Raw genomic sequence first — 22,027 nt, forward strand, 5'->3', positions numbered from 1 at the left:
AGGCGGCACGACGAAGGGCTCCCGCACGGACGTGATGTGCGGGAGCCCTTCGGGTGCTGGAGGGAGTGGATCGGGCGTCAGGGGTGGGCGGGCGCGGCCGGCAGTACGTGGTCGCCGACCCTGTCCGTGCTCAGGCACAGCGAGCAGACGACGGCGCCGTGCGTCTGGCAGGCCGTCAGGTCCGGGCGCTCGTATGGCTGGAGGCAGACATGGCAGTCGTACGTCGTCGCACTCGGGTTGCCTTCCACGTCCAGCAGCGGCTCGTCGATACCGTCGCCGGTGCGGCGCAGGTAGTACTTGCCCTTGGTGACGACGGCCATGAGCGGGGTGAGGACGAACGCGATCACGGCCGCGGCGACCGGGGAGTACGGCTGCAAGGTGTCGCCCAGCACGTGGAAGTACATCGCGATCGACAGACCGGAGGAGGCGACGAAGGCCACCACGCCGACCGGGTTGGCCGCGTACAGCATGCCCCGGCGGAACTCCGGCTGGAGCGGGGACAGCTTCAGCACGTACTTGTTGATGCCGATGTCGGTGGCGACGGTGACGACCCAGGCGATGGCGCAGTTCGAGTAGAAGCCCAGGATGCTGTTGAGGAAGCTGAACATGTCGGCCTCCATCAGGGCCAGCGCGAAGCCCAGGTTGACCAGGACGAAGACCATGCGGCCGGGGTAGCGCCTGGTGACGCGGGTGAAGGAGTTGGTCCAGGCGAGCGAGCCCGAGTACGCGTTCGTCACGTTGATCTTGATCTGGCTGATCACGACGAGGGCCACGGCCAGCGGGACGACCATCCAGGACGGCATCATCGCGTCGAAGGCGCCGCGGAACTGCTGGATCGGCTCGGGGGCGGCGGCCGGGCCGACCTTGGCGAGGATGTAGACGGCGAGGAAGACACCGATGGCCTGCTTCAGCGCGCCGAGCACCACCCAACCGGGGCCGGCCATGACCACCGCGGTCCACCAAGTGCGCTTGTTCGCCTCGGTCTTGGGCGGCATAAAGCGCAGGTAGTCGATCTGCTCGCCGATCTGCGCGATGAGGGAGAGGCACACGCCCGCGCCCAGCAGCACGGAGGCGGTGTTGACGCCGCCGTCGCCGTCGGTGCCGGCGTAGGAGAGGAAGCGGTCGACGGTGCCGGGGTCGGTGGAGATCAGGTAGACCAGCGGGGCGACCATCAGCAGCAGCCAGACCGGGGTGGTCCACACCTGGAGCTTGCTCAGCGCCTTCATACCGTAGACGACCAGCGGGATCACCATCAGCGTGGACACCAAGTAGCCCAGCCACAGCGGCATTCCGAGGCCGAGCTTCAGGCCCTGGGCCATGATCGAGCCTTCGAGGGCGAAGAAGATGAAGGTGAAGCTGGCGAAGATGACGCTGGTGAGTACGGAGCCGTAATAGCCGAAGCCGGAGCCGCGGGTGATCAGGTCGAGGTCGATGTTGTAGCGGGCGCCGTAGTAGGCGAGCGGGAAGCCGGTGACGAAGATGACGACGGCGGCGGCCGCGATCGCCACGAGCGCGTTGCCGGTGCCGTGGGCCAGGCCGATGCCGGCGCCGATGGAGAAGTCGGCCATGTAGGCGATGCCGCCGAGTGCCGTGGTGGCCACGACCATCGGGGTCCAGCGGCGGTAACTGCGGGGCGCGAAGCGGAGGGTGTAGTCCTCCAGGGTCTCCTTGACCGCCTGATCGGTACCGCGCGCCGCCTGCTGCGCGGGTCCCGGCTCGGTGACTTCTGCCAGTCGTGGCTCGGTGCTCACGCCTCGCCTCCTTGCTGCGGGTGGGGGACTGCAGTCGTGGCCATGGGGAGGGACGCTAGGCAGGAGTCGTTACACCTAAATACTTCCTGGATGAAGGAAGTGTTTCCGAACGGCTGTCTGACGATGACTCAGCGGGCATCGGCAGAGGCACGGTTGGCGGTTCCGAGATCGCCAGCCTCGGCGTGCCGTGGGAATATATTGGGATTTTTCCTTTTAATCTCTTCTCACTGTACGAAGTCGATCCCTCACGGATCGCAACCCACCTCACTCCATCGGAGATGACATGCACAAGCTTCGCAAGGCTGCCGTCCTGGTCGCCGCCCTTGGCAGCGTCGGACTCCTGAGCGCCGGCACGGCCACCGCGCAGGGCCTCGACGGTGGCGGCGGCAAGGGCGGGGACAAGGTCAGCGTCCTGCAGAGCTCCAGCTGCAAGTCGCACGACCTCAATGTCGACGTCCTCGGCCAGGTCGGCGTGCTCAACGGAGCGCTGGGCAACGCGCTCGGCGGCGAGGGCAACTCGGGTGGGCAGGACGACACGCACCTGGGCTCCGGCATGGGCTGCAACAACGGCGCTTTCTAGGCCGAGACCCTTCGGTGGAGTACGGAACCTCGGAAAGCCGGTCAGGGCCTGGTCCGCGTACATGGAGCAGGCCCTGACCGGTCATGCCCGGCAGGAGCACCTCATGGGGTGAGCAGGGCCCGCGTCTTGTCCAGGATCTCCTGGCGGGGCCAGCCCGTCGTCCGGTGCAGCTCCTCCAGTTGCTTGACGGTCTGTTGCTCGTCCCCCTCGGCGAGGGTGAACACCACGATGTCGCCATGGCTGGTGTCGTCGATGACCAACTCGTGGGCGCTGACGAGCGCCAGACCATCCCTCAGTTCCGCGCGGACCGACTCCGGCAGCCGCTCGGGGGAGAGGAACTCGATGGCCCACCCCGTACGGCGCACAGCGGCCGGCGTGTACGCGCCGCGGGCCATGTCGGCCAAGGCGGTGAAGGTGTTGGTGCCGGAGGCGGCACAGGACAGGGTGGTGGCGCCGCCGATCCGCGGGTTGATCTCCAGGACGACGTACCGTGAACCCGTGTAGATCATGTCCACATTGACGGAACCCTGGACCTTGAGGTCCTCGCACAGGGCGACCAGCTTCGCCGCGACGGGTTCGAAGTCGGCGTCGGCCTGCGGTCGGGGGCCGCACCAGCGCAGGTCGGCGAAGGTGAACACGGGCTCGGGGCCCGCCGTGCCGGTCCAGCACAGCGGCAGGACGCGGTACGCGCCGGGCTCGCCCACGATGTCCACCGAGCACAGTGCGCCGGTGACGCATTCCTCGATCACCGCCGACGCCTCGGGCGGATCGGCCAGGTAGGCGTCCAGGGCCGCGGCGTCGGGCAGGGCCCTGATCCCCATGCTGGTGGAGTCCCACAACGGCTTGGACAGCAGCGGATACCCGATGCCGGCGGCGGCCTCGCGCAGGGCGTCCGCGTAGGCGGGAACCCGTACCCCGCGCCCGGCGAGCAGATCGGAGTCGGCCTTGACGCCGCGCGGGTTGTCCAGGCCCGCGCGGAGGAGGAGTTGCTTGGTCTCCCACTTGTCGCACAGGGCCAGGGCCGACGCCAGCGGGGTCATGACGGTGGGGATGCCCCGGGCGTCGAGGAGCTCCTTGACGGTGGCGTCCCGCAGGGCGTTCTCGCACGGCAGTGAGATGGACACGGCGGCGTCCGCGCCCCAGTCCGCCACCTCCCGGGCGAGTTCGGCGGGGGTGACGGCGGGGTCGAGGCGGCGGCGCGTGCCGGGGAAGTCCCCGTCGTCCGCCGTGCCGTGGGTGTGGAACAGGCAGCTCTCGATGCCGAGCCGGGCGAGGTCGCGGACGCAGCGCTGGATGTACGGGTCGGCGCGTCGGATCTCCACGGACCGTAGAAAGGCGATCCTCTGCGTCTTCTGCACGGGCTTGCGCACGGGATCAGCTCACTTTCACTCGGGTGTCGGTGATCACCCGGGCGGCGAGGCGACGGGCCTCGTCGACGGACGCGGCGCGCGCCACGACGTGCCCGACCCGGCCGGAACTGTCGGCCGGTTCGGGCACCCGTTGCCCGGGACGGATATGGATCCGGCTGTGGGTGCCGGGCACGTCGGGGATGACGACGTCCTCCAGCACCCCCGCCCGCTCGGGCAGCAGAAAGCGCACCGCGGCCGCCGCGTCACGGGTCGGCGCGGTGTGGGGCACCTGCCCGGTCACGGCCTGCAGATAGGCGGCGGCCTCGCTGACGCCGGTCGCGGCCTCGACGATCTCGCAGATGTTGTCCCCGGGCAGCCGGGCCCCGGTCTCGATGACGACCGGCTCGCCGCCGGGAAGGATCTTCACCTCGGTGTGGGCTATGCCGTTGCGGACCCCGACGGCGAGCGCGGCACGCGCCGCGGCGTCCTGGATCGCCCGCACCGTGCGCGCGTCGAGCCCGGCGGGGCAGGAGTGCCCGGTCTCCACCCGGTACCTGCCCGCCGTGGTGTCCTTGCGGACCACGGGCAGCGGGTACGGCACCCCGTCGTGCACGACCGTGTCGGCGGAGAACTCCTCGCCGGGCACATAGCTCTGCAGCAGCACGCGCGAGTCCAGCGGCAGACCGTGCGGTTCGGCGCGAGTGAACCGCCCGGCGGCGGCCACGGCGGCATCGAGTCCGTCCGGCCCGGCCACGACGCTCACACCCCAGGAGCCGCCCTGCTCGGCGGGCTTGACGACGAGCGGCCACCCCAGCCGGCCGGAAGCGGCGACCTGATGGGCCTGCTCGGCGGTGGCGACCACCGCGTCCGCAGGGGCCGCCACACCCGCCGCACGGAATGCCTCCGCCATGGCGATCTTGTTGCGAGCGGCCTTGGCGCGCAGCGGGTCGTTGCCCGGCAGCCCGAGGCGCGCGGCGAGCAGGGCCGCGAGAGGGGTCAGCAACTCCCAGCAGACGGCGACACCCGCGATGCGACGCGTGCGGCAGAACGCCTCCATGTCGTCCAATGCGCGTGCGGTGTCGGCGAGTTCGGTCAGGCACACCCCGGCGAGGCTGCGGGTCAGCCACGGCTCGTAACCGGCGTGAACCCGCTCGTCGGTGGCCGCGTACAGCCGTATGCCCAACCGGGCGGCGGCCCGCACAAGGAAGGGTGCCGCGTTGCCCAGGGGCTCGATCACCATCACGCCGGTCACGTCCGGCTCGTCGCTGCTGTCCACGCGCCCAGTGGATCGGTCGCGGCGGTGCACCGTCCATCGGGCTGTTCTCTGAAAGCAACTCCCTGATGAGAAGTCCGAGTTGGTCGAAGCCACAACGATTACACCCTGTAGGCGCAGGGGAGTTGGTGCACCACGCGGGAGCGGGGTGACAGGGCCCCCCGCGGACTCACCTAGCGGTCGCCCGGCTCGTAGGCGCTGATGTCGTAGCGGGCCTCGTCGTCGATCGCGTTCTTCTCCCAGTCGAGGGAGATGCTCACGGGATGCCCGTCGGCTGCGTACTGTGCCTCGGCCGTGTCCGCGTCGTCCCGCCGTGCCTGTTCGAGCTCGGCGAGGAGTTCCCGCAGGGTGGGCACCGAGTCGGGCGCGTCCTCGACCAGCCGTCGGCCGCTGTCGTCGAGGCCCTGCGCCTTGATCACGTCGCCGTCGCGGACCGTGATCCGGAAGGAGCCGAGCAACGCCCGCTCCCCTTCGCTCGATCGGAGCGTGTAGCTGTACGAGGCGGGCTCCTGCCACGGGGTCCGGCTCTGAGTCCCCGCCTTTTCCGTCCCGTTGCCGCAGGCGGCGACCGCGCAGAGCAGCCCTCCGATCAGCGCGGCCCGGCCCACGGCACGGCGGGTGAGAGATACGGCGGCGGTCATGGCGGCAGTCCCTTCGACGACGACTACCGCTATGACGCCGGTCGCCCGGGGAACGTTCACCCGGCCACCCTCCGTGATTTGGACGCGCCCTTCTCCTGCGCTTGATCAGCCCTGTACGGGCCTTAACTGCCCTTTCGCAACAGTGGCATCACCCGCCCCACCAGGGAAAACACCAGAAGGGATGAGTGCCATGGGCAGTGTCTCGCTTCCGCAGCGCAGAGCCGTTCTCACCGGAGGGCTCGTGGCCACCGCGGCCGCGATCACCGGGTGTTCGTCGACGGCGGACGCCCGCACAGCGGCTCCGAAGGCGTCGCCCGCGGCAGCCGCGGCGGCTCCCTCGTCGTCCGCGAGCGCACCCCCCGCCACGCCTCGGGCGGCGTTCGACCGGCTGATGGAGGGCAACGAGCGGTGGGTTGCCGGAGCGCTCCAGCGCCCCCACCAGGACCTCGCCCGGCTCAAGGCCGTCGCCGAGGAGCAGGACCCGTACGGCGTCGTCGTCTCCTGCATCGACTCCCGGGTGGACCCGGAGCTGACCTTCGACACCGGCATCGGCGACCTGTTCGTGATACGCACAGGTGGCCAGGTGGTCGCCCCGGTGGTCACCGGCTCCGTCGAGTACGGGCCGCTGACCGCGGGAAGCCCGCTGATCGTCGTCCTCGGGCACCAGCGCTGCGGTGCGGTCAAGGCGTCGTACAAGGCGCTGCAGGAGGGCAAGCCACTGGGCGGCACCCTGCAGTCGATCGTCGAGGCCCTCCGCCCGGCGTACGAGGCGATATCCAAGGAGAAGCACGCCGACCCCGTCGACGCCATGATCCGCGTCCACGCCCAGCAGACCGCCGCCGACCTGCGGCGTAACGCCAGTCTCGCGCCGCTCGTGAAGAAGGGCGAGCTCGCAGTTGTCAGCGCCTACTACTCGCTCGACACCGGCCGGGTAGAGGTCCTCTCCGGGCGGCCCGCCGCCTGACGGGGGGATGACCGGCCGCCGTTGGGGGGCGGCCGGTCGTCATCCGTCCCGGTCCGCGCGCCCACGGCCGGACTCCCGCTCACCCCCGCAACTCCCGAACCACACGAGCCATCCCCGCGGCCACCCCACCCACGGCCAAGCCCGCCGAAGCGAGCGCAAGAGCCCGTGCCCGGCGCCCCGGAGGGGCCGGCCGCGCCCCCGGAGCAACCCCGTACGCACTCGGCGCCACCTCGGACACCGGCAGTGCCGAGGCCAGCAGTTCCGCCAGGTGGACGGCCTCGTGACCGCCGCTGTCGAACTCGTGGATCTGCGTACGGCAGCTGAAGCCGTCGGCGAGGACCACAGTCCCGGCGTCCTCCTCGCGCAGCCGCGGCAGCAGGACGCGCTCCGCGCAGGCCCGGCTGACCTCCAAGTGGCCTTGCTCGAAGCCGAAGTTGCCGGCCAGACCGCAGCACCCGGACTCCAGCCGCTCGGCGTCGACCCCGGCGCGGCGCAGCAGCTCGACGTCGGCGTCCCAGCCCAGTACGGCGTGCTGGTGGCAGTGCACCTGGGCGAGCGCGCGGGCGCTACGGTCGGGCACCTGCGGCGGCTCGTATCCCGGGCTGTGCTCGGTGAGCAACTCGGCCAGCGTCACCGTCTGTTCCTCCAGCCTGCGCACATCCCGGTCGCCGGGGAACAGCTCGCCCGCGTCCGACCGGAACACGGCCGTGCAGCTCGGCTCCAGCCCGACCACCAGCCCGCCCTCCCGGAGATGACCGGCCAGGTGGCGGACGGTCCGGGTCAGGACGCGTTCGGCGACGCCGAGCTGGCCGGTGGAGATCCACGTCAGCCCGCAGCACAGCGGCTCGGTGGGCATGGTCACACGCCAGCCCGCGTGCGCCAGCAGCTCCACCGCCGCCTGTCCGACATGCGGATGGAAGAAGTTGCTGAAGGTGTCCGGCCACAGCAGCACCGATCCCCGCGCCCCGTCGCCGTAGCGGCCGTCCGGCGCACGGCGGGCGAACCACCGCTGCAGCGACTGCCGTGCGAACAGCGGCACTTCCCGGTCCTCGACCCCGGCCACCGCGACCGCCGCCCGGGACAGCGGCGGAGTGTGGGTGAACGCGTTGACCAACGGGCCGAGCCCACCCCGCCCCACGGCCTGTGCGACCACCGGCAGCCAGCCCATCGACAGGTCCGAGCGGGGCCTGCGCCAGGGCCGGCCCGCGTAGTGGTGCGAGAGGAACTCCGCCTTGTACGTGGCCATGTCGACGTCGGCCGGGCAGTCGCTCTTGCAGCCCTTGCAGGCGAGGCACAGATCGAGGGCGTCCTTCACCGCCTGCGAACGCCAGCCGTCGCGGATCGCGCTGTCGCCGTGCCCGTCGAGCATCTCGAACAGCAGCCGGGCCCGGCCCCGCGTGGAGTGCTCCTCCTCCAGCGTGACCTGGTAGGACGGGCACATCACCGCGTCGCCCTCGGTCTCCAGCCTGCGGCACTTGCCCACGCCCACGCACCGGTTGGCGGCCTCGGCGAACGACCCGCCGTCGTGGGGGAAACGGAAGTGCAGGTCGCGGGGGTCGTACGGGGCCCAGTCGCCGCCGATGCGCAGGTTCTCGTCGAGCCGGTACGGCGCCACGACCTTCCCCGGGTTCATCCGGTCGGCCGGGTCGAAGATGCCCTTGAGCCGGCCGAACGCCTCCACCAGCTCCTCTCCGAACATCCGCGGCAGCAGCTCGCCCCGGCTCTGCCCGTCCCCGTGTTCGCCGGAGAAGGAGCCGCCGAACTCGATCACCAGATCGGCCGCCCGCTCCATGAACCGCCGGTAGTCGGCCACCCCCTCGGCGCTGTACAGATCGAAGGGGATCCGCGTGTGCACGCACCCCTGCCCGAAGTGGCCGTAGAGGCTGGGCCCGGTGTCGCTCTGGTACCCGAACTCCTCGAACAGGCCGCGCAGCCGGCGCAGATAGTCGCCGAGCCGCTCCGGCGGCACCGCCGAGTCCTCCCAGCCCTCCCACGTGTCGGGGTGGCCGGGGATGTGCGCGGTGGCGCCGAGACCGGCCTCGCGGACCTGCCAGAGCTGCTCCTCGTGGGAGGGGTCGTCCAGGAAGGCGACCTCGGCGTCGTGCTCCGACTCGTGCAGCCCGTCCAGCATCCGGTGCGCCCGCTCGTCGGCCTCCTGGAGGGTCTCGCCGCCGAACTGCACCATCAAGAAGGCGTTGCCTTCGGGCAGTTGGGAGATCGCCTGCTCGTTGAGGTGCTTGAGCCGCTCGTCGTACACCAGATGGCGGTCGACGCCCTCCAGCGCGATCGGCTCGTACGGCAGGATCGCCGGTACGGCGTCCGCGGCGCGCATGATGTCCGGGAACCCCAGCACCACCAGCGAGCGTTCCTTCACCACCGGCACCAGCTCCAGCTCTGCCCGCAACACAGTGACCAGCGTCGACTCGCTGCCGACGAGCAGCCCGGCGACGTCGAAGCCGTGCTCGGGCAGGAGCGAGTCCAGGTTGTAGCCGGAGACCCGGCGGGGGATGCGCGGGAAGCGGCGGCGGATCTCGTCGGCGTAGGAGTCGCGCAGGGCGCGCAACCGCCGGTACACGGCGGCCCGCAGATCACCGTGCCGCTCGATCTCGGCGTACTCCTCGTCGCTCGTCTCCCCGCACCAGAAGCGGGTGCCGTCGTAGAGGAGCACCTCCAGGCGGGCGATGTTGTCGACGACCTTGCCGGTCGCCTGCGCGGTGGCGCCGCAGGAGTTGTTGCCGATCATGCCGCCGATCGTGCAGTTGGCGTGGGTGGCGGGCTCGGGGCCGAAGCGCAGCCCGGTCGGGGCGAGTTGGCGGTTGAGCTCGTCGAGGACGATCCCCGGCTGGACGACACACGTACGGGCGTCCACGTCGACCGACTCCAGGCCCGTGCAGTACTTCGACCAGTCGATGACGACGGCCGTGTTGGTGCACTGCCCGGCCAGCGACGTCCCGCCGCCCCGCGACAGCACGGGCGCGTCGTGCTCCCGGGCCACCGCCACCGCCTCCGCGGCCGCCTCGAGGGTGTGCGGCACGACCACGCCGATCGGCGTCTGGCGGAAGTTCGAGGCGTCGGTGGAGTACGCGGCCCGGCTCCCCGCGTCGAAGCGGACCTCGCCGTCGACGCGTTCACGCAGCGCGGCCTCCAGGGCGGCCGGGTCGGGCGGGGGCGCCGCCTCGCGGCGGACGACGGGAGCGGGCAGGTCCAAGGTGCCCATGAACCCCTCCTCGGTGTCGGTGCGGGCACCGCCCGGGTACCCGCAACCGCACCGGGGACTACTCGGGCGTCGCCTCCCCGGCGAAGTCGGGCATCAGCGCGCACATCGCCTCGCGCTGGGTGGGACCCATGAACCGCGCCAGCGCCTCCTTGACCGTCTCCGCGAGGACCCCGGAGGCCTCCTCGATCAGACCCCGGGCCTTCTCGGTGAGGGCGACCTCGACGCCGCGCTTGTCGCCGCAGACCGACTTGCGGGTGACCAGGCCGGCGTGCTGGAGGCAGGCGATCTGGTAGGTGAGGCGGGTCTTGGGGCGGCCCAGCAGCTCGGCGATCCGCGTCATGCGCAGGGCCTCGCCGGGATCCGCGGCGAGCAGGCACAGGACCAGGAACTCGTCGTGCGAGACGTCCAGCCGGTCCTTGACGACGGTGCGCAGCTCCTGCTCCACGGCTCCCGTCGCGGCCAGCATCAGCATCCAGGCGTGGAGCTCGACGGGCAGGAGTCCGTCGCCGGAGGCGGAGGGGCAGTCGGAGAGATCGGCCATGAATTCGAGTGTAGCTGTTGTTCAAATTTGGAGTATCGGCTAGCGTGGCGCACGCGCATCATCCAAATTTGGACTACAGCCCCCGAGGATCTCCGACGATCCCCGATGACCAGGAGTGAAAGATCATGACCGTCGCCGTCGAAACCGGAACCTGGCAGCTCGACCCCGCCGCCTCCACCGTCACCATCCGGCACAGGACGATGTGGGGCCTGGTCACCGTCAAGGGCACCTTCGCCGCCGTCACCGGCAACGGCGAGGTCCGGCCCGACGGCTCCGCCGTCGGCACCATCACCCTGGACGCCGCCTCCCTCGACACCAAGAGCGCCAAGCGCGACGACCACCTGCGCTCAGCCGACTTCTTCGACGTCGCCAACCACCCCGAGCTCACCTTCGCCGTGCGCAGCGCCGAACTCCGCGCCGACGACACCGTCCACATCGTCGGTCAGCTCACCGCCCGTGGCGTCAGCCGCCCCAAGTCCTTCGTCGCCCGCCTCGTCGGCGCGGACGCCGACGCGCTCACCCTGGACGCCGAGTTCAGCGTGGACCGCGACCAGTTCGGCATGGGCTGGAACCAGCTCGGCATGATCCGCGGCCTGACCACGGTCGCCGCCACGCTCCGCTTCACCCGGACCGCGGCAGCCTGACGTCGGCGCTCGACAGCGTCTGCGGTACGGCCGTGAAGGCCCGCAGCCGGATCCGGGTGCCGGGACGGGGGAGAGGGAACCGCCCTGCGGGCGGCCGGAGTTCATAGCGCGCCGTCGTGTGGGCGGGCAGGGCGGCCGGGCCCCGTACGACCGTCCAGTACGGATCCATGCCCTGGCCCGTGGTGAGCGTGAAGTGGGGCGTGAGGGCGGCGGCGTCCGTGTTGGCGACCTCGACATCGAGACCGGACACGGCGGTCGGCGTCGCCCACCGCACCGCCGTCACCCGCATGCCCAGCGGAGGCGTCCCGGCCGCCGCCCATGCCGCGCTCGCCAGGGCCGGGGTGAGCAGCAGCGCCGCCGCCGCGATCCGCGCCGGGCGCCGGACCAGGACGCCCGGGCGCGGCTGCCAGGCGGTGGCGAACTCCGACGTCGGCGCGGTGACCGCCGCCGCCAGCCACAGCGGCGTCATCATCAGGTAGTAGCCGTCCTGCGACCGGGTCGCCAGAAAGAACGCGCACCACGGCAGCACGGTCGCCGCGGGCCCCAGCCGCCGCACGAACAGCACGAACAGCGCGAGCAGCCCCGCCGCCAGCAGCATGCTCGCGTGCGAGTACCAGTCGAGCCGGTCGCTGCCGTCGGTGAAGTACAGCGAGACGCCGACCACGCCCTGCCCGTGGATCACCGCGCCCTGTGTCAGCGGCAGCGCGATGCCCCGGCTCCAGGTGCCCGGCTCACTGACGATGAAGTACGTGTTGACCAGCAGCCATACGACCCCGGAGGCTCCGGCGATCCGCGCCACCACCAGCGCCGCCGCCCGCGCTCCCAGTTCCCCGCGCCGCACGGCATAGATCCCGGCCAGCAGGAACGGCGCCACGAACCACGGCAGTTGCTGCGCCGCGCACGCCGCCCCCAGACACGCCGCCCGCGCCAGCCCGCCGGCCCCGAGCCGCCCGCCCCGCCCGATCCGCGGCCACCGCACCACCACCGGCACCAGCAGGGCCAGCGCCACGATCGCCGGATAGCCGAGGCGGCCGTAGGACGGCAGGAACCCGAAGCCGAGGCACGCCATGGTCGCCGCCGACCGCCACGGCGCGGGCAGCATCCGCCACAGCGCGACCGTGCCGGCGAGGAGCGCGGCCGTGCTCACCGCCGTCGCCGGCGTGCCCCCGTGCCCCAGCCACAGCAGCGGCGCGGTCAGCAGCGGTGCCAGCGGCGGATAGCCGTACGTGAAGTCGTAGCCGCCCGTCACGGTCGGGGTGAGCGCGACGCCGTGGCCGAAGAGCCAGGGCCACGGCTGCCCGTAGACGGGGTGCCCGGCGACCAGCTCGCGGGCGGCCTGGGTGGTGAGGATCGCCTCGTCGCTGCCCGCGTGGTTCATCGCCCACGCGCAGAGCGTCAGCGTCACCGCGGTCACCAGGACGCACAGATCCAGCCGCGCCAGCGCCCTCACCCGCCGCACGACCAGCGCCAGCACGCCGCAGACCAGGATCGAGGCGTAGCACACCGAGATGGCGGCGGCCACGGCGAGCCGGTGGCTCGCCGCCTGCGTCCAGATCGCGCGCGTGCCGATGAAGAGGCTGATGTCCGCGAGGAGCGTCAGGACGCGGTGCCACTGGGCGGGGGGTTCCGGTTCCGGGACGGCGGGCACCGGTGACCGCGTCCGCCGGCCGGGTGTCGTCACCAGCTGCTGTTCTGCCGACTGCACGCCACCGGACCGTAATCAGGGCTGGTGAGCGGGGTGCCGAGGGAGGTGAAGAGTCCGGTGTGAGGCAGGTGAGAAGAACTCTGTGCGATCCCCGTGATCGGTCAGTAGACGTCCCGGACGTAACGCTTCGCCGCCGCCAGCTGCTTCACGTACGCCGACGCCTCGGCCTCCTCCAGCCCGCCGTGCGCGACCGCGATGTCCCTGAGGGCCTGATCCACGTCCTTGGCCATGCGCGAGGCGTCGCCGCAGACGTAGAAGTGGGCGCCGTCCTGCAACCAGCGCCACAGCTCAGGGCCGTGCTCGCGCATCCGGTCCTGGACGTACACCTTGTTGCGCTGGTCGCGGGAGAAGGCGGTGTCGAGCCGGGCGAGGGTGCCCTCGTCGAGCAGCGCGGTCAGCTCGTCCTCGTAGTAGAAGTCGCTGGCCCGGTGCTGTTCGCCGAAGAACAGCCAGTTGGGCGCCTTGTGCCCGAGGGCGCGCCGCTCCTGGAGGAAGCCGACGAAGGGCGCGACTCCCGTGCCGGGGCCGACCATCACCATCGGCGTCGAGGCGTCCGCGGGCGGCCGGAAGTGCGGGGAGCGCTGCACGAAGACCGGCACCTCCGTGTCCGGCTCGGCGTCGGCGAGGAACGGCGAGCAGACCCCGCCGCGCGCCCGGCCGTGCAGGTTCTCGTACCGGACGACGGAGACCGTCAGCGAGACGCTGTGCGGGTCGACGAGCGGGCTGGACGATATGGAGTACAGCCGCGGCTGGAGCTTCTTCAGCACCCCGGCCCACTCCTCGGCGCCCGCCCGCACGGGGTGCTCGGCGATGACGTCCACGGCCTGCCGCCCCCAACTCCACTGCGCCAGACCGTCCTTGTTGTCGGGCCGCAGCAACCGGCGCAACTCCCGGTCGTCGCGGACGCGTTCGGCGACGAAGCGCAGCAGGTCCGGGGTGATCCTCGTGATGTCGAGATGCCGGTGCAGGGCCTCGGCGAAGGGCACCGCGCCCACGCCGTCCACCTCGACGGCGGCCGCCCCGTCCACGCCGGTCACCGCGAGCCATTCCTCCACCAGCGCGGGCGAGTTGACCGGCCGTACGCCGAGCGCGTCGCCCGCCTCGTACGTCAGCGAGGTCCCGCTCGTGTCGAACGTGAAGCGCCGCACCTCCTTGCCCGCGCCGGGCAGGCTGAGCAGCCGGTTGCCGACGAGGCGGGCGGTGGTCGGGGCGGGCTTGGGCTTGGCCTTCGGCTTCTCGACGGCGGGGGCGTCCGCGCCGCCCAGCACCGTGAGGACCTGGTCGAGCCACGCCCCGGCGGACGGCTCGTAGTCCGGTTCGCAGTCCGTACGGGGAGCCAGGCGAACCGCACCCAGTTCGTCCAGCCGTGCGTCGAGTCGACGCCCGTGCCCGCAGAAGTCGTCGTACGACGAGTCACCGAAGGCGAGCACGGCGTACCGCACTCCGTCCAGCCGTGGAGCCCCCTCCTCGGAGAGCGTGTCCCAGAAGCCGGAGCCGTTGTCGGGCGCGTCGCCGTCGCCGAACGTGCTGGTGATGAAGAGCAGGTCGGCCGTGCGGGCGAGGGCGCGGACGTCGGCGTCGTCCATGCCCACCAGGGTGGCCCGGTGCCCGGCCGCGCTCAGCCGCTCGGCGGTGGCGGTGGCGAACTCCTCGGCGTTGCCGGTCTGCGATGCCCACAGCACGACGACCTCACGGCCGTGCTGCGTACGCGGCTGCGCGGCGGTGCGCGAGTACATGCCGGCCAGGACGCCGTTCACCCACAGCGCGTGCTCGGGGCTGAAGGGCGCGTCCGGCGGGAGCACGGGGACGCCCGGCGCACCGGAGCCGATCCCCGCGAGGAATCCGGTGAGGTAGAGGCGTTCCTGTGCGGACAGGACGGGCGGCGGCGCGGGTTCGAGCCCGAAGGGATCAGCCGTGCCGGGGGTGACGGACGTCGGTGTCAGCGCCTCGGCCGGCCGGTCCGGCACGGGAGCCGCCACCTTCGTCAGGGACACGGCGCACACCTTGAACTCGGGCTGGAAGGAGATCGGATCCACCGCGTCGCTCGTCACCGCGTTGACGCTCAGATACTCCCCGAACAGATCGTTCCAGTGGAACGGAGCAAAACACCCCCCGGGCCGCACCCGATCCGTCACCACCGCCGGCAGCACGGCCCGCCCCCGCCGCGAGGCGACCTCCACCCGGTCCCCGTCGGCGATCCCCAGCGCACGCGCGTCCTGCGGATGCACTTCCACGAACGGCCCAGGGTTCAGCTTGTTGAGCTTGGCGACCTTCCCGGTCTTGGTCAGCGTGTGCCACTGGTGCTGCACCCGCCCGGTGTTCAGTACGAAGGGGTAGTCGTCGTCCGGCATCTCGGCGGGCGGCATGTGCGGCCGCGCATGGAAGACACCCCGCCCGCTCGCGGTCGGGAACCGCAGCCCGCCGTCGGCGTCGACGTACCGGATCGGATTGCGCTCGGGCCCGTCCACATCGGCGGCAGGCCACTGCACGGGCGTGTCCCGCAGCCGCTCGTAGGTCACCCCGCGCAGATCCCAGCCGGTCACCGGGTTCCAGGCCCGCCGTATCTCCTCGAAGACGTCCTCGGCACTGTCGTACGAGAACCCCTTCTCGTACCCCATCGCACACGCGACGGCCGCGATGATCCGCCAGTCCGCCATCGCCTCGCCCGGCGGGTCGGCCACGGGGCTGGTCAGCGTGAGATTGCGCTCACTGTTGACGAAGACGCCCTCGCCCTCGGTCCACAGCGCGCCGGGCAATACGACGTCGGCGTACGCGTTGGTCTCTGTCTCGCCGAACACGTCCTGCGTGACGACGAACTCGGCGGCCTCCAGCCCCTCGATGACCGTACGGCGATTGGCGACCGAGGCGACCGGATTGGTGCAGATGATCCAGCAGGCCTTGATCTCCCCGGCGGCCATCTTCTGGAACATCTCGACGGTGCCCTTGCCGAGCCCGTCGGCACGCAGGGTGCCCGGCGCCAGCTCCCACAGCTCCTCGACGAAGGCCCGCTCGGCGTCCACGGCGACGGACCGCTGCCCCGGCAGCCCCGGCCCCATGTACCCCATCTCCCGCCCGCCCATGGCGTTCGGCTGACCGGTGAGGGAGAAGGGGCCGGAGCCCGGGCGGCAGATGGCGCCGGTCGCCAGATGCAGGTTGACCAGGGCGTTCGTGTTCCAGGTGCCGTGCGTGGACTGGTTGAGCCCCATGGTCCAGCAGCTCATCCACTCGCCCGCCTCGCCGATCAGCCGGGCGGCGGTGCGGAGGTCGTCCTCGTCGATGCCCGTGATCTCCGCGACGGCGGCCGGCGTGTAGTCGGCGAGGAACTCGGACATCGCCTCCCAGCCCTCGGTGTGGGCGGCGATGAAGTCGGGGTCGGTGTGGCCGTTCTCGACGAGCAGGTGCAGGAGGCCGTTGAGGAGAGCGAGGTCCGTGCCCGGTTTGACCTGCAGGAACAGATCAGCCTTGGCGGCGGTGGCGGTGCGTCGTGGATCGACGACTATCAGCTTCGCGCCCGCTTTGACCCGCTCCATCATCCGCAGGAAGAGGATGGGGTGGCAGTCGGCCATGTTCGAGCCGATGACGAGGAAGACGTCGGCGTCGTCGAAGTCCTCGTACGACCCCGGCGGCCCGTCGGCGCCGAGCGACAGCTTGTAACCCATGCCGGCGCTGGCCATGCAGAGCCGCGAGTTCGACTCGATCTGGTTGGTGCGGATGAACCCCTTGGCCAGCTTGTTCGCCAGGTACTGGGCCTCCAGGCTCATCTGCCCGGAGACATAGAGAGCGACCGCGTCCGGCCCGTGCGTGTCGATGATCGCACGCAGCCGCCGGGCCGTCTCGGCGATCGCGTCGGCCATGGGGGAGGGCACCGGCTCCTCGCCCCGGTCGTCCCTGACCAGCGCGGTGGTCAGCCGCCCGGGCGCCGCGAGCATCTCGGCCGTCGTCGCGCCCTTGGTGCACAGCCGGCCCGCGTTCGCGGGATGCGCCTTGTCGCCGGACGCCTTCAGGACCGCACGCCGCCCATCGGCCCCCATCCCGACGTCCAGCAGGATTCCGCAGCCGACCCCGCAGTACGTGCAGACCGTCCGGACCTGAGTCGTGGAGGTGGTCGAGATCACGCGCTGCCCTTCTCCGGCGGTCGGGGGTGGTGTGTGGGGGGTCGAGGGGTGTCGGGTCGTACAGAGAGCGTACGAATTGCCCGTTACGTCGATGTCACATCCCTTGATCATGAGGAGTTACGTCGGCCACACAGCCGCTTGAGGCCCAATGTGAGGGGTGACGATCGCGGGCCGTGGCGCGATGTGAGGAGTGTGGGGCGGTCGCGGTCCGTGTCGCTGTTGGGCCGAACGGGTGACTTGGCGTAAGAATTGGCTGGTGCAGGCAATGAAGGCGAGTCAAGGCGGGGGGAGCCGGTGAACAGCCACGACGTCACCGATGAACAGTGGGAAGGGCTCGCCCAGGTCGTGCCGTTGCGCGGCCGAGACGCCTGGCCGTCCGCGGTGGACCACCGAGTGCACCCTGAAGCGGAGACGGAGCCGCGACGCCGGTTCGTCGTGCTGCGGGTCAATGTGTTCGCGGACGCCCGCGACGTCGCCGAAACACTGATGGCGGGGATTCCGGTGCTGCTGGATCTGACCGGGGCGGAGACCGAGGTCGCCAAGCGGGTCCTCGACTTCAGCACGGGTGTCGTCTTCGGGTTGGCGAGCGGGATGCACCGGGTGGACCGGAATGTGTTTCTGCTGACACCGCCGGGGACCGAGGTGAGCGGGTTGATGGAGGGGGCCGGGGTTCCGGGCACGTGAGGCGGCCGCTGGGCGGGGCGGTCGCTCGATCGTAGGAAGGGCCCCGGGGTGGAACGGTTCGCCTGAAGGCCGGGGTCCTACGGTCCGGACATGGGTGGTTCGTCTGTGTTCGGGGTGTCCGGTGCATCCGCTGTATCCGGCGTGTCCGGTGGGTCTGCTGTATCTGCTGTATCCGGCGCGGCTGGCGGGCCGGGCGTGCCCGGTGTGCCCGGTGTGCGCGGTGTCGTTTCCCAGTCGTCGTCGGTCCGCCATGGGGATGAGCTGTCTCTGGCGCGCCCCGCGGGTGGGGTGACACACCCCGACCGGCCTCGCCTCACCGAGCTGCGGCTGTCCGCGTTCGCCCGGCATCGGCGGGCCGTGTTTCCGCTCGGGGCGTTCACGCTCTTCGCCGGGCCGAGCGGGTGTGGGAAGTCGAGTGCGTTACGGGCGTACGAGGCGCTGGCGCGGCTCGGTGGTGGTGCCGCTGTCGGTGAGGTGTTCCCCGACCCGGTGGCCTGTGTGCCGGAGCGGGCCCGCCCTGATGCGCAGCGGCGGCGCGGCTTCCGTATCGGCTGCACGGTCGACGGTCCCGAGGGGCCGGTCCGGCTCGACGTCGCCGTACAGGCCGAGCCCGAACTGCGCATCGTGGGGGAGCGGTTGAGCGCGGGCGGTGTGGTTCTGCTGGAGACGGCCCTGCGGGATCCGAGCCGGCCCTGTGTGCAGGCCGCCTGGTACACGGCCGGTCAGTCGCCGGTGACGCGGGCGCCGTTGCCCGACGACCGGCTCGGTACCGCGCTGCTGCCGCTGCGCGTGGCGGGCAGGACGGACGGGCAGCGGCGGGTGCTCGCCGCCGCGGAGCAGATGGTGGTGGCCCTGCGGTCGGTCTTCGCCTGCGATCCTCGGCCCGAAGGGATGCGGAGGCCCGTGCCGGTCGGGACCGGGCGTCTGCTCGGCGGCTGCGACAACCTCGCCGATGTGCTGTGGCGGACCCGGGCCGAGTGCGGGCGGCGGTATGCGCAGCTCGTGGGTGCGGTGCGGGCGGGGTGTGCCGGGGCGGTGGCCGATGTGGTCGCGGAGGTGCTCGGGGACGGGACGGTGCGGGCGGTGCTCGACCGGGGGGACGGGGTGCGGACGGAGCTCGGCCGGCTGGGCGATGGTGAGCTGCGGTATCTCGCGCTGGTACTGGTGCTGCTGACCGGGCCAGGGGTGCTGGAGGTGGATCCGGTGGGTGAGGTGCCGGAGGCCATGCAGGCGCTGACCGTGCTGGCGGACGGGCTCGATCGGGGGCTGGATCCGGTGCAGCGGGGGGAGTTGGTCGGGTTGGCGGCGCGGATGTGTGAGCGGGGGCATATCCGGGTGGTCGGGGCGGTGAGTGACGTGTCGGGGGTGCCGGGAGTCGGTGGGACGGCGGGAGACGGTGGGGTGACGGGGGCCGGTGGGACGGCGGGAGTCGGTGGGGTGACGGTGGTACACCTTGAGCCGTGACCGAACCTCTTGATGTCGCCAAGCTGCAGCGCAGGCTGGCCGAGTTTGCCGCCGCGCGCAACTGGCAGCCGTACCACACGCCCAAGAACCTCGTCGCGGCGCTGAGCGTGGAGGCGTCCGAACTGGTGGAGATCTTCCAGTGGTTGACCCCGGAGGAGTCGGCGCGGGTCATGGACGACGCGGAGACCGCGGAGCGCGTGACGGACGAGGTCGCGGATGTGCTGGCGTATCTGTTGCAGCTGTGTGAGGTGCTCGGGATCGATCCGCTGGCGGCGCTGGACGCGAAGATCGACCGGAACGAGCGGAGGTTTCCGGCGCCGTAGGAGGAGTGGAGTCCGCTTTCACTCTCCGTGTTCGTTTCGTGGTGCGTAACTGAAAAGTTGTCCGCAGATTTCCGTCTTCCTCTGGCTTTTCGTCTCAAGGGCCTTCACTCTGGGTAGTGGACAAGGGAGTTCGGGAGTTCGGGTGGACGCGTGGGCAGCGCGTCGGGACGGACGGGGACAGCGGATGGACGCGGTGCGGCTCATCGTGACGAGCAGACGTGCGTTGGCCGGTAGTCGGGGCGCGCCGGAGATCATGACCGAGGTGTGGCAGGCGCAGGCCCTGGCTCAGGCGATAGGGAGTCGGCTTGCGGTCTTCGGTCCACCCGAACTGCGGGGTGAGGCATTCGGGTTGACGGAACTGGCAGGGCGTGGCTGCGGGGTCCTGGACGCGCCGGATCTGACGGAGGGGGACTTACGCGCCGCGCAGCTCACGGAGCTGGGGGATGCGCGGCAGGCGCTGATGCATTTGGGGAGCCTGCTGGGGGAGGTGGGGATCGCCCTGGTCGGTGTGGCCAGCGGGGCGGATGACGAGGCGACGTACTGGCAGTGCATGGAGGCGATCGACGCGGCGGACGAGTCGCGGGATCGGGTGCGGGAGATGCTCCGCAGACTGGCGGATCGGGATCAGGTGCTGGCGGAGAGGGAGGCGGGATAGGGGGTCCGGCGGTTGGACGGGGGTGCCTGCGGCGGTCTCCGGCGGTTGGGCGGGGGTGCCTGCGGCGGTCTCCGGCGGTTGGGCGGGGGTGCCTGCGGCGGGTCTCCGGCGGTTGGGCGGGGGGTGCCTGCGGCGGCCTGCGCGGGTGAGGTGGGGGTGCGCGCAACGCCTACGGGTCGGTGGGTGGTTCGGGGTCGTGTCGGGAGGTGTCCGCCTGGCGTCGAGGACGAGGTCGCACCGTCACTGGCCCCCTCCCACCCCCAGGGGGCCGCCACTTCTCCTCGCCGTCCGTATCTCTCAGCCCGCCCGGCGTTCGAGGACGAGACCGCAACCGTTCCTGGCCCCCACCTACCCGCAGGGGGCCGCCACTTCTCCTCGCCGGCCCGTATCTCTCAGCCCGTCCGGCGTTTGAGGACGAGGCCCCTTCAGGGCCGAAGCGGGGGTCTGGGGGCCGCAGGCCCCCAGGGACCGGGGTCGAAGGGGCGGCGCCCCTGGAGGATGGGACGGGTAGGGGCGGCGGGGGCGAGGAAGTCGCGGGCGGCACGGCGGCACCCCAAGCACCGACGCCGCCCAGCCCCCAGCCCTAGCCCCAGCCCCCAGCCCTAGCCCCAGCCCCCGGCCCCGGCCCCAGCCCCCGGCCCCGGCCCCCGACCCCAGCCCCGGCCACGGAACCTCAGCAGGCCTCCCCGTCCTGCTGCTTCCCGCGCCCAAGCCCCCGGTCGACTGCAGATCCGCATCCAGGGCCGACAGGTCCGCGTTCAGCGCTGCCATCAGCTCCTCCATCTGCTGCAGCAGCCCCTTCGGCTGACCGGCGCCACCGGCCTGCTGCGGTGTGGATTCCTCGGACATGACGGCCTCCTCGGCCTCCGGCCCGGACAGAGCGTGGGCCGACACGTTGACGCTCCGGCGGTCACCGGCCGGCGCGGGCGCCGGGCGGTCCGGCTCCGACCGAGCCAACGATCACCGTCGGGGCCGGTCACTGGCCCGGGCCGGCGGCCGGCAAGGGCGTTGACGGAATTCACCCGACCGGGGAGGCGAGGGCCGGGGGGACCCGTGAGGCCGACCGGTGCCGCGGCGTGCAGGATGGAGGTATGGATCTTCGCATCTTCACCGAGCCCCAGCAGGGGGCCACCTACGACACCCTCCTCACCGTGGCGAAGGCCACCGAAGACCTTGGCTTCGACGCGTTCTTCCGGTCGGACCACTACTTGAAGATGGGCTCAGTGGACGGGCTTCCCGGCCCTACCGACGCCTGGATCACCCTCGCGGGCCTCGCACGGGAGACCAAGCGGATCCGCCTCGGCACCCTGATGACCGCCGGCACGTTCCGCCTGCCCGGCGTCCTCGCCATCCAGGTCGCCCAGGTCGACCAGATGTCCGGCGGCCGCGTCGAACTCGGCCTGGGCGCAGGGTGGTTCGAGGAGGAGCACAAGGCGTACGGCATCCCGTTCCCGAAGGAGAAGTTCGGGCGGCTGGAGGAGCAGCTCGCCATCGTCACGGGACTGTGGGCGACCAAGGTCGGTGAGACCTTCGACTTCCACGGGGCCTATTACGACCTCACCGGCTCGCCCGCCCTGCCCAAGCCGGCCCAGGACAGGATCCCCGTCCTGATCGGCGGTCATGGCGCCAGCCGTACCCCGCGGCTGGCCGGAAAGTACGCCGACGAGTTCAACATGCCGTTCGCCTCGATCGAGGACAGCGAGCGGCAGTTCGGGCGAGTGCGGGCCGCCGCCGAGGAGGTCGGCCGCAAGGGGGACGACCTCGTCTACTCCAATGCCCTCGTCGTGTGCGTGGGCAAGGACGACCAGGAGGTCGCCCGGCGCGCCGCCGCGATCGGGCGTGAGGTCGACGAGCTGAAGCTCAACGGGCTCGCCGGATCCCCGGACGAGGTCGTCGACAAGATCGGCCGGTATCAGGAGATCGGCTCGCGGCGGATCTACCTCCAGGTCCTCGACCTCGACGATCTGGACCACCTGGAGCTCATCTCCTCGCAGGTTCAGTCGCAGCTGTCGTAATTCCCCTTACGGATGCCTCCGTTCGCGGCCCTCGGGACCACGTGGCCCGGGGGCCGTGGCGCGTACGCCCCGCCGTGGCCGGTCGCGTGGCCGTTGGGCCGTGCCG

General features: G+C 71.4%; 16 protein-coding genes. 8 read left to right on the top strand and 8 right to left on the bottom strand.

Translation table 11 applies throughout. The features are described from left to right. Positions 1–77 precede the first annotated feature (77 nt). Positions 78–1,751 carry an allantoin permease gene (locus ACQEV2_RS32065; RefSeq protein ID WP_433049244.1) on the bottom strand — a complete coding sequence of 558 codons (1,674 nt, stop codon included), beginning with the start codon at positions 1,749–1,751 and terminating at the stop codon, positions 78–80. A 283-nt stretch (positions 1,752–2,034) separates the two neighbouring features. Here ACQEV2_RS32065 and ACQEV2_RS32070 point away from each other — a divergent pair, with 283 nt between their 5' ends. After that, positions 2,035–2,331: a hypothetical protein gene (locus ACQEV2_RS32070; RefSeq protein WP_433049247.1), complete on the top strand. Its 297-nt coding sequence runs from the start codon at positions 2,035–2,037 to the stop codon at positions 2,329–2,331. A 101-nt stretch (positions 2,332–2,432) separates the two neighbouring features. Here the strand turns inward: ACQEV2_RS32070 and ACQEV2_RS32075 are convergent, their stop codons facing one another. From ACQEV2_RS32075 to ACQEV2_RS32085, 3 genes are all read right to left on the bottom strand, one after another. Continuing rightward, on the bottom strand, positions 2,433–3,701 hold the full coding sequence (locus ACQEV2_RS32075; protein WP_433049250.1) for an ATP-grasp domain-containing protein: 1,269 nt from the start codon (positions 3,699–3,701) through the stop codon (positions 2,433–2,435). Between the two features lie 4 nt (positions 3,702–3,705). Continuing rightward, on the bottom strand, positions 3,706–4,956 hold the full coding sequence (locus ACQEV2_RS32080; RefSeq protein WP_433049253.1) for an ATP-grasp domain-containing protein: 1,251 nt from the start codon (positions 4,954–4,956) through the stop codon (positions 3,706–3,708). A gap of 170 nt (positions 4,957–5,126) precedes the next feature. Continuing rightward, complete coding sequence (locus ACQEV2_RS32085; RefSeq protein ID WP_433049256.1) at positions 5,127–5,654, bottom strand: DUF6174 domain-containing protein; 528 nt, start codon at positions 5,652–5,654, stop codon at positions 5,127–5,129. A 130-nt stretch (positions 5,655–5,784) separates the two neighbouring features. Between ACQEV2_RS32085 and ACQEV2_RS32090 the strand changes: the two genes are divergently transcribed. Next, on the top strand, positions 5,785–6,558 hold the full coding sequence (locus ACQEV2_RS32090; protein ID WP_433049259.1) for a carbonic anhydrase: 774 nt from the start codon (positions 5,785–5,787) through the stop codon (positions 6,556–6,558). Positions 6,559–6,637: 79 nt separating this feature from the next. Here ACQEV2_RS32090 and ACQEV2_RS32095 read toward each other — a convergent pair whose 3' ends face one another. Both ACQEV2_RS32095 and ACQEV2_RS32100 read right to left on the bottom strand, forming a co-directional pair. Then, the gene (locus ACQEV2_RS32095; protein ID WP_433049262.1) at positions 6,638–9,775 is read right to left on the bottom strand and encodes an FAD-binding and (Fe-S)-binding domain-containing protein; all 3,138 of its coding nucleotides are present in this window, start codon (positions 9,773–9,775) and stop codon (positions 6,638–6,640) included. Positions 9,776–9,833: 58 nt separating this feature from the next. Then, positions 9,834–10,316: a MarR family winged helix-turn-helix transcriptional regulator gene (locus tag ACQEV2_RS32100; RefSeq protein ID WP_433049265.1), complete on the bottom strand. Its 483-nt coding sequence runs from the start codon at positions 10,314–10,316 to the stop codon at positions 9,834–9,836. Positions 10,317–10,441: 125 nt separating this feature from the next. Here ACQEV2_RS32100 and ACQEV2_RS32105 point away from each other — a divergent pair, with 125 nt between their 5' ends. Continuing rightward, positions 10,442–10,960 (top strand): YceI family protein, encoded by a 519-nt coding sequence (locus ACQEV2_RS32105; protein ID WP_433049268.1) that lies wholly within the window; start codon positions 10,442–10,444, stop codon positions 10,958–10,960. Here the strand turns inward: ACQEV2_RS32105 and ACQEV2_RS32110 are convergent. Both ACQEV2_RS32110 and ACQEV2_RS32115 read right to left on the bottom strand, forming a co-directional pair. Continuing rightward, positions 10,938–12,641 (bottom strand): hypothetical protein, encoded by a 1,704-nt coding sequence (locus tag ACQEV2_RS32110; RefSeq protein ID WP_433054919.1) that lies wholly within the window; start codon positions 12,639–12,641, stop codon positions 10,938–10,940. The two genes, ACQEV2_RS32105 and ACQEV2_RS32110, sit on opposite strands and share 23 nt — an antisense overlap. A 125-nt stretch (positions 12,642–12,766) precedes the next feature. After that, positions 12,767–16,696 (bottom strand): molybdopterin-dependent oxidoreductase, encoded by a 3,930-nt coding sequence (locus ACQEV2_RS32115; protein ID WP_433054922.1) that lies wholly within the window; start codon positions 16,694–16,696, stop codon positions 12,767–12,769. Positions 16,697–17,074: 378 nt separating this feature from the next. On the opposite strand from ACQEV2_RS32115, the gene ACQEV2_RS32120 reads away from it, so the two are divergent. The 5 genes from ACQEV2_RS32120 to ACQEV2_RS32140 all read left to right on the top strand — a co-directional run bounded on the left by ACQEV2_RS32120 (position 17,075) and on the right by ACQEV2_RS32140 (position 21,921). After that, positions 17,075–17,464 carry a cell division protein SepF gene (locus tag ACQEV2_RS32120; RefSeq protein WP_433049271.1) on the top strand — a complete coding sequence of 130 codons (390 nt, stop codon included), beginning with the start codon at positions 17,075–17,077 and terminating at the stop codon, positions 17,462–17,464. A 90-nt stretch (positions 17,465–17,554) separates the two neighbouring features. After that, complete coding sequence (locus ACQEV2_RS32125) at positions 17,555–18,928, top strand: AAA family ATPase (protein ID WP_433049274.1); 1,374 nt, start codon at positions 17,555–17,557, stop codon at positions 18,926–18,928. After that, positions 18,925–19,251, top strand: a complete 327-nt coding sequence (locus ACQEV2_RS32130) for a nucleotide pyrophosphohydrolase (RefSeq protein ID WP_399110248.1) — start codon at positions 18,925–18,927, stop codon at positions 19,249–19,251. Before ACQEV2_RS32125 ends, ACQEV2_RS32130 begins: the two co-directional genes overlap by 4 nt. 184 nt (positions 19,252–19,435) lie before the next feature. Then, entirely contained in the window at positions 19,436–19,906 is a 471-nt protein-coding gene (locus tag ACQEV2_RS32135; RefSeq protein ID WP_433054925.1) for a DUF6099 family protein, read from the top strand. 1,091 nt (positions 19,907–20,997) lie between these two features. After that, a complete protein-coding gene (locus ACQEV2_RS32140; RefSeq protein ID WP_433049277.1) occupies positions 20,998–21,921 on the top strand; it encodes an LLM class F420-dependent oxidoreductase in 924 nt (307 codons plus the stop codon). The last annotated feature ends 106 nt before the right edge of the window (positions 21,922–22,027 follow it).

It is taken from the genome of Streptomyces sp. CA-251387 (assembly GCF_050936625.1).
Classification (GTDB): domain Bacteria; phylum Actinomycetota; class Actinomycetes; order Streptomycetales; family Streptomycetaceae; genus Streptomyces.

Coding starts and splice junctions, on each gene's coding strand:
- ACQEV2_RS32135 (WP_433054925.1), top strand. CDS start 19,436: ATGGACGCGGTGCGGCTCATCGTGACGAGCAGACGTGCGTTGGCCGGT.
- ACQEV2_RS32105 (WP_433049268.1), top strand. CDS start 10,442: ATGACCGTCGCCGTCGAAACCGGAACCTGGCAGCTCGACCCCGCCGCC.
- ACQEV2_RS32115 (WP_433054922.1), bottom strand. CDS start 16,696: ATGGGGGCCGATGGGCGGCGTGCGGTCCTGAAGGCGTCCGGCGACAAG.
- ACQEV2_RS32070 (WP_433049247.1), top strand. CDS start 2,035: ATGCACAAGCTTCGCAAGGCTGCCGTCCTGGTCGCCGCCCTTGGCAGC.
- ACQEV2_RS32125 (WP_433049274.1), top strand. CDS start 17,555: ATGGGTGGTTCGTCTGTGTTCGGGGTGTCCGGTGCATCCGCTGTATCC.
- ACQEV2_RS32100 (WP_433049265.1), bottom strand. CDS start 10,316: ATGGCCGATCTCTCCGACTGCCCCTCCGCCTCCGGCGACGGACTCCTG.
- ACQEV2_RS32140 (WP_433049277.1), top strand. CDS start 20,998: ATGGATCTTCGCATCTTCACCGAGCCCCAGCAGGGGGCCACCTACGAC.
- ACQEV2_RS32090 (WP_433049259.1), top strand. CDS start 5,785: ATGGGCAGTGTCTCGCTTCCGCAGCGCAGAGCCGTTCTCACCGGAGGG.
- ACQEV2_RS32095 (WP_433049262.1), bottom strand. CDS start 9,775: ATGGGCACCTTGGACCTGCCCGCTCCCGTCGTCCGCCGCGAGGCGGCG.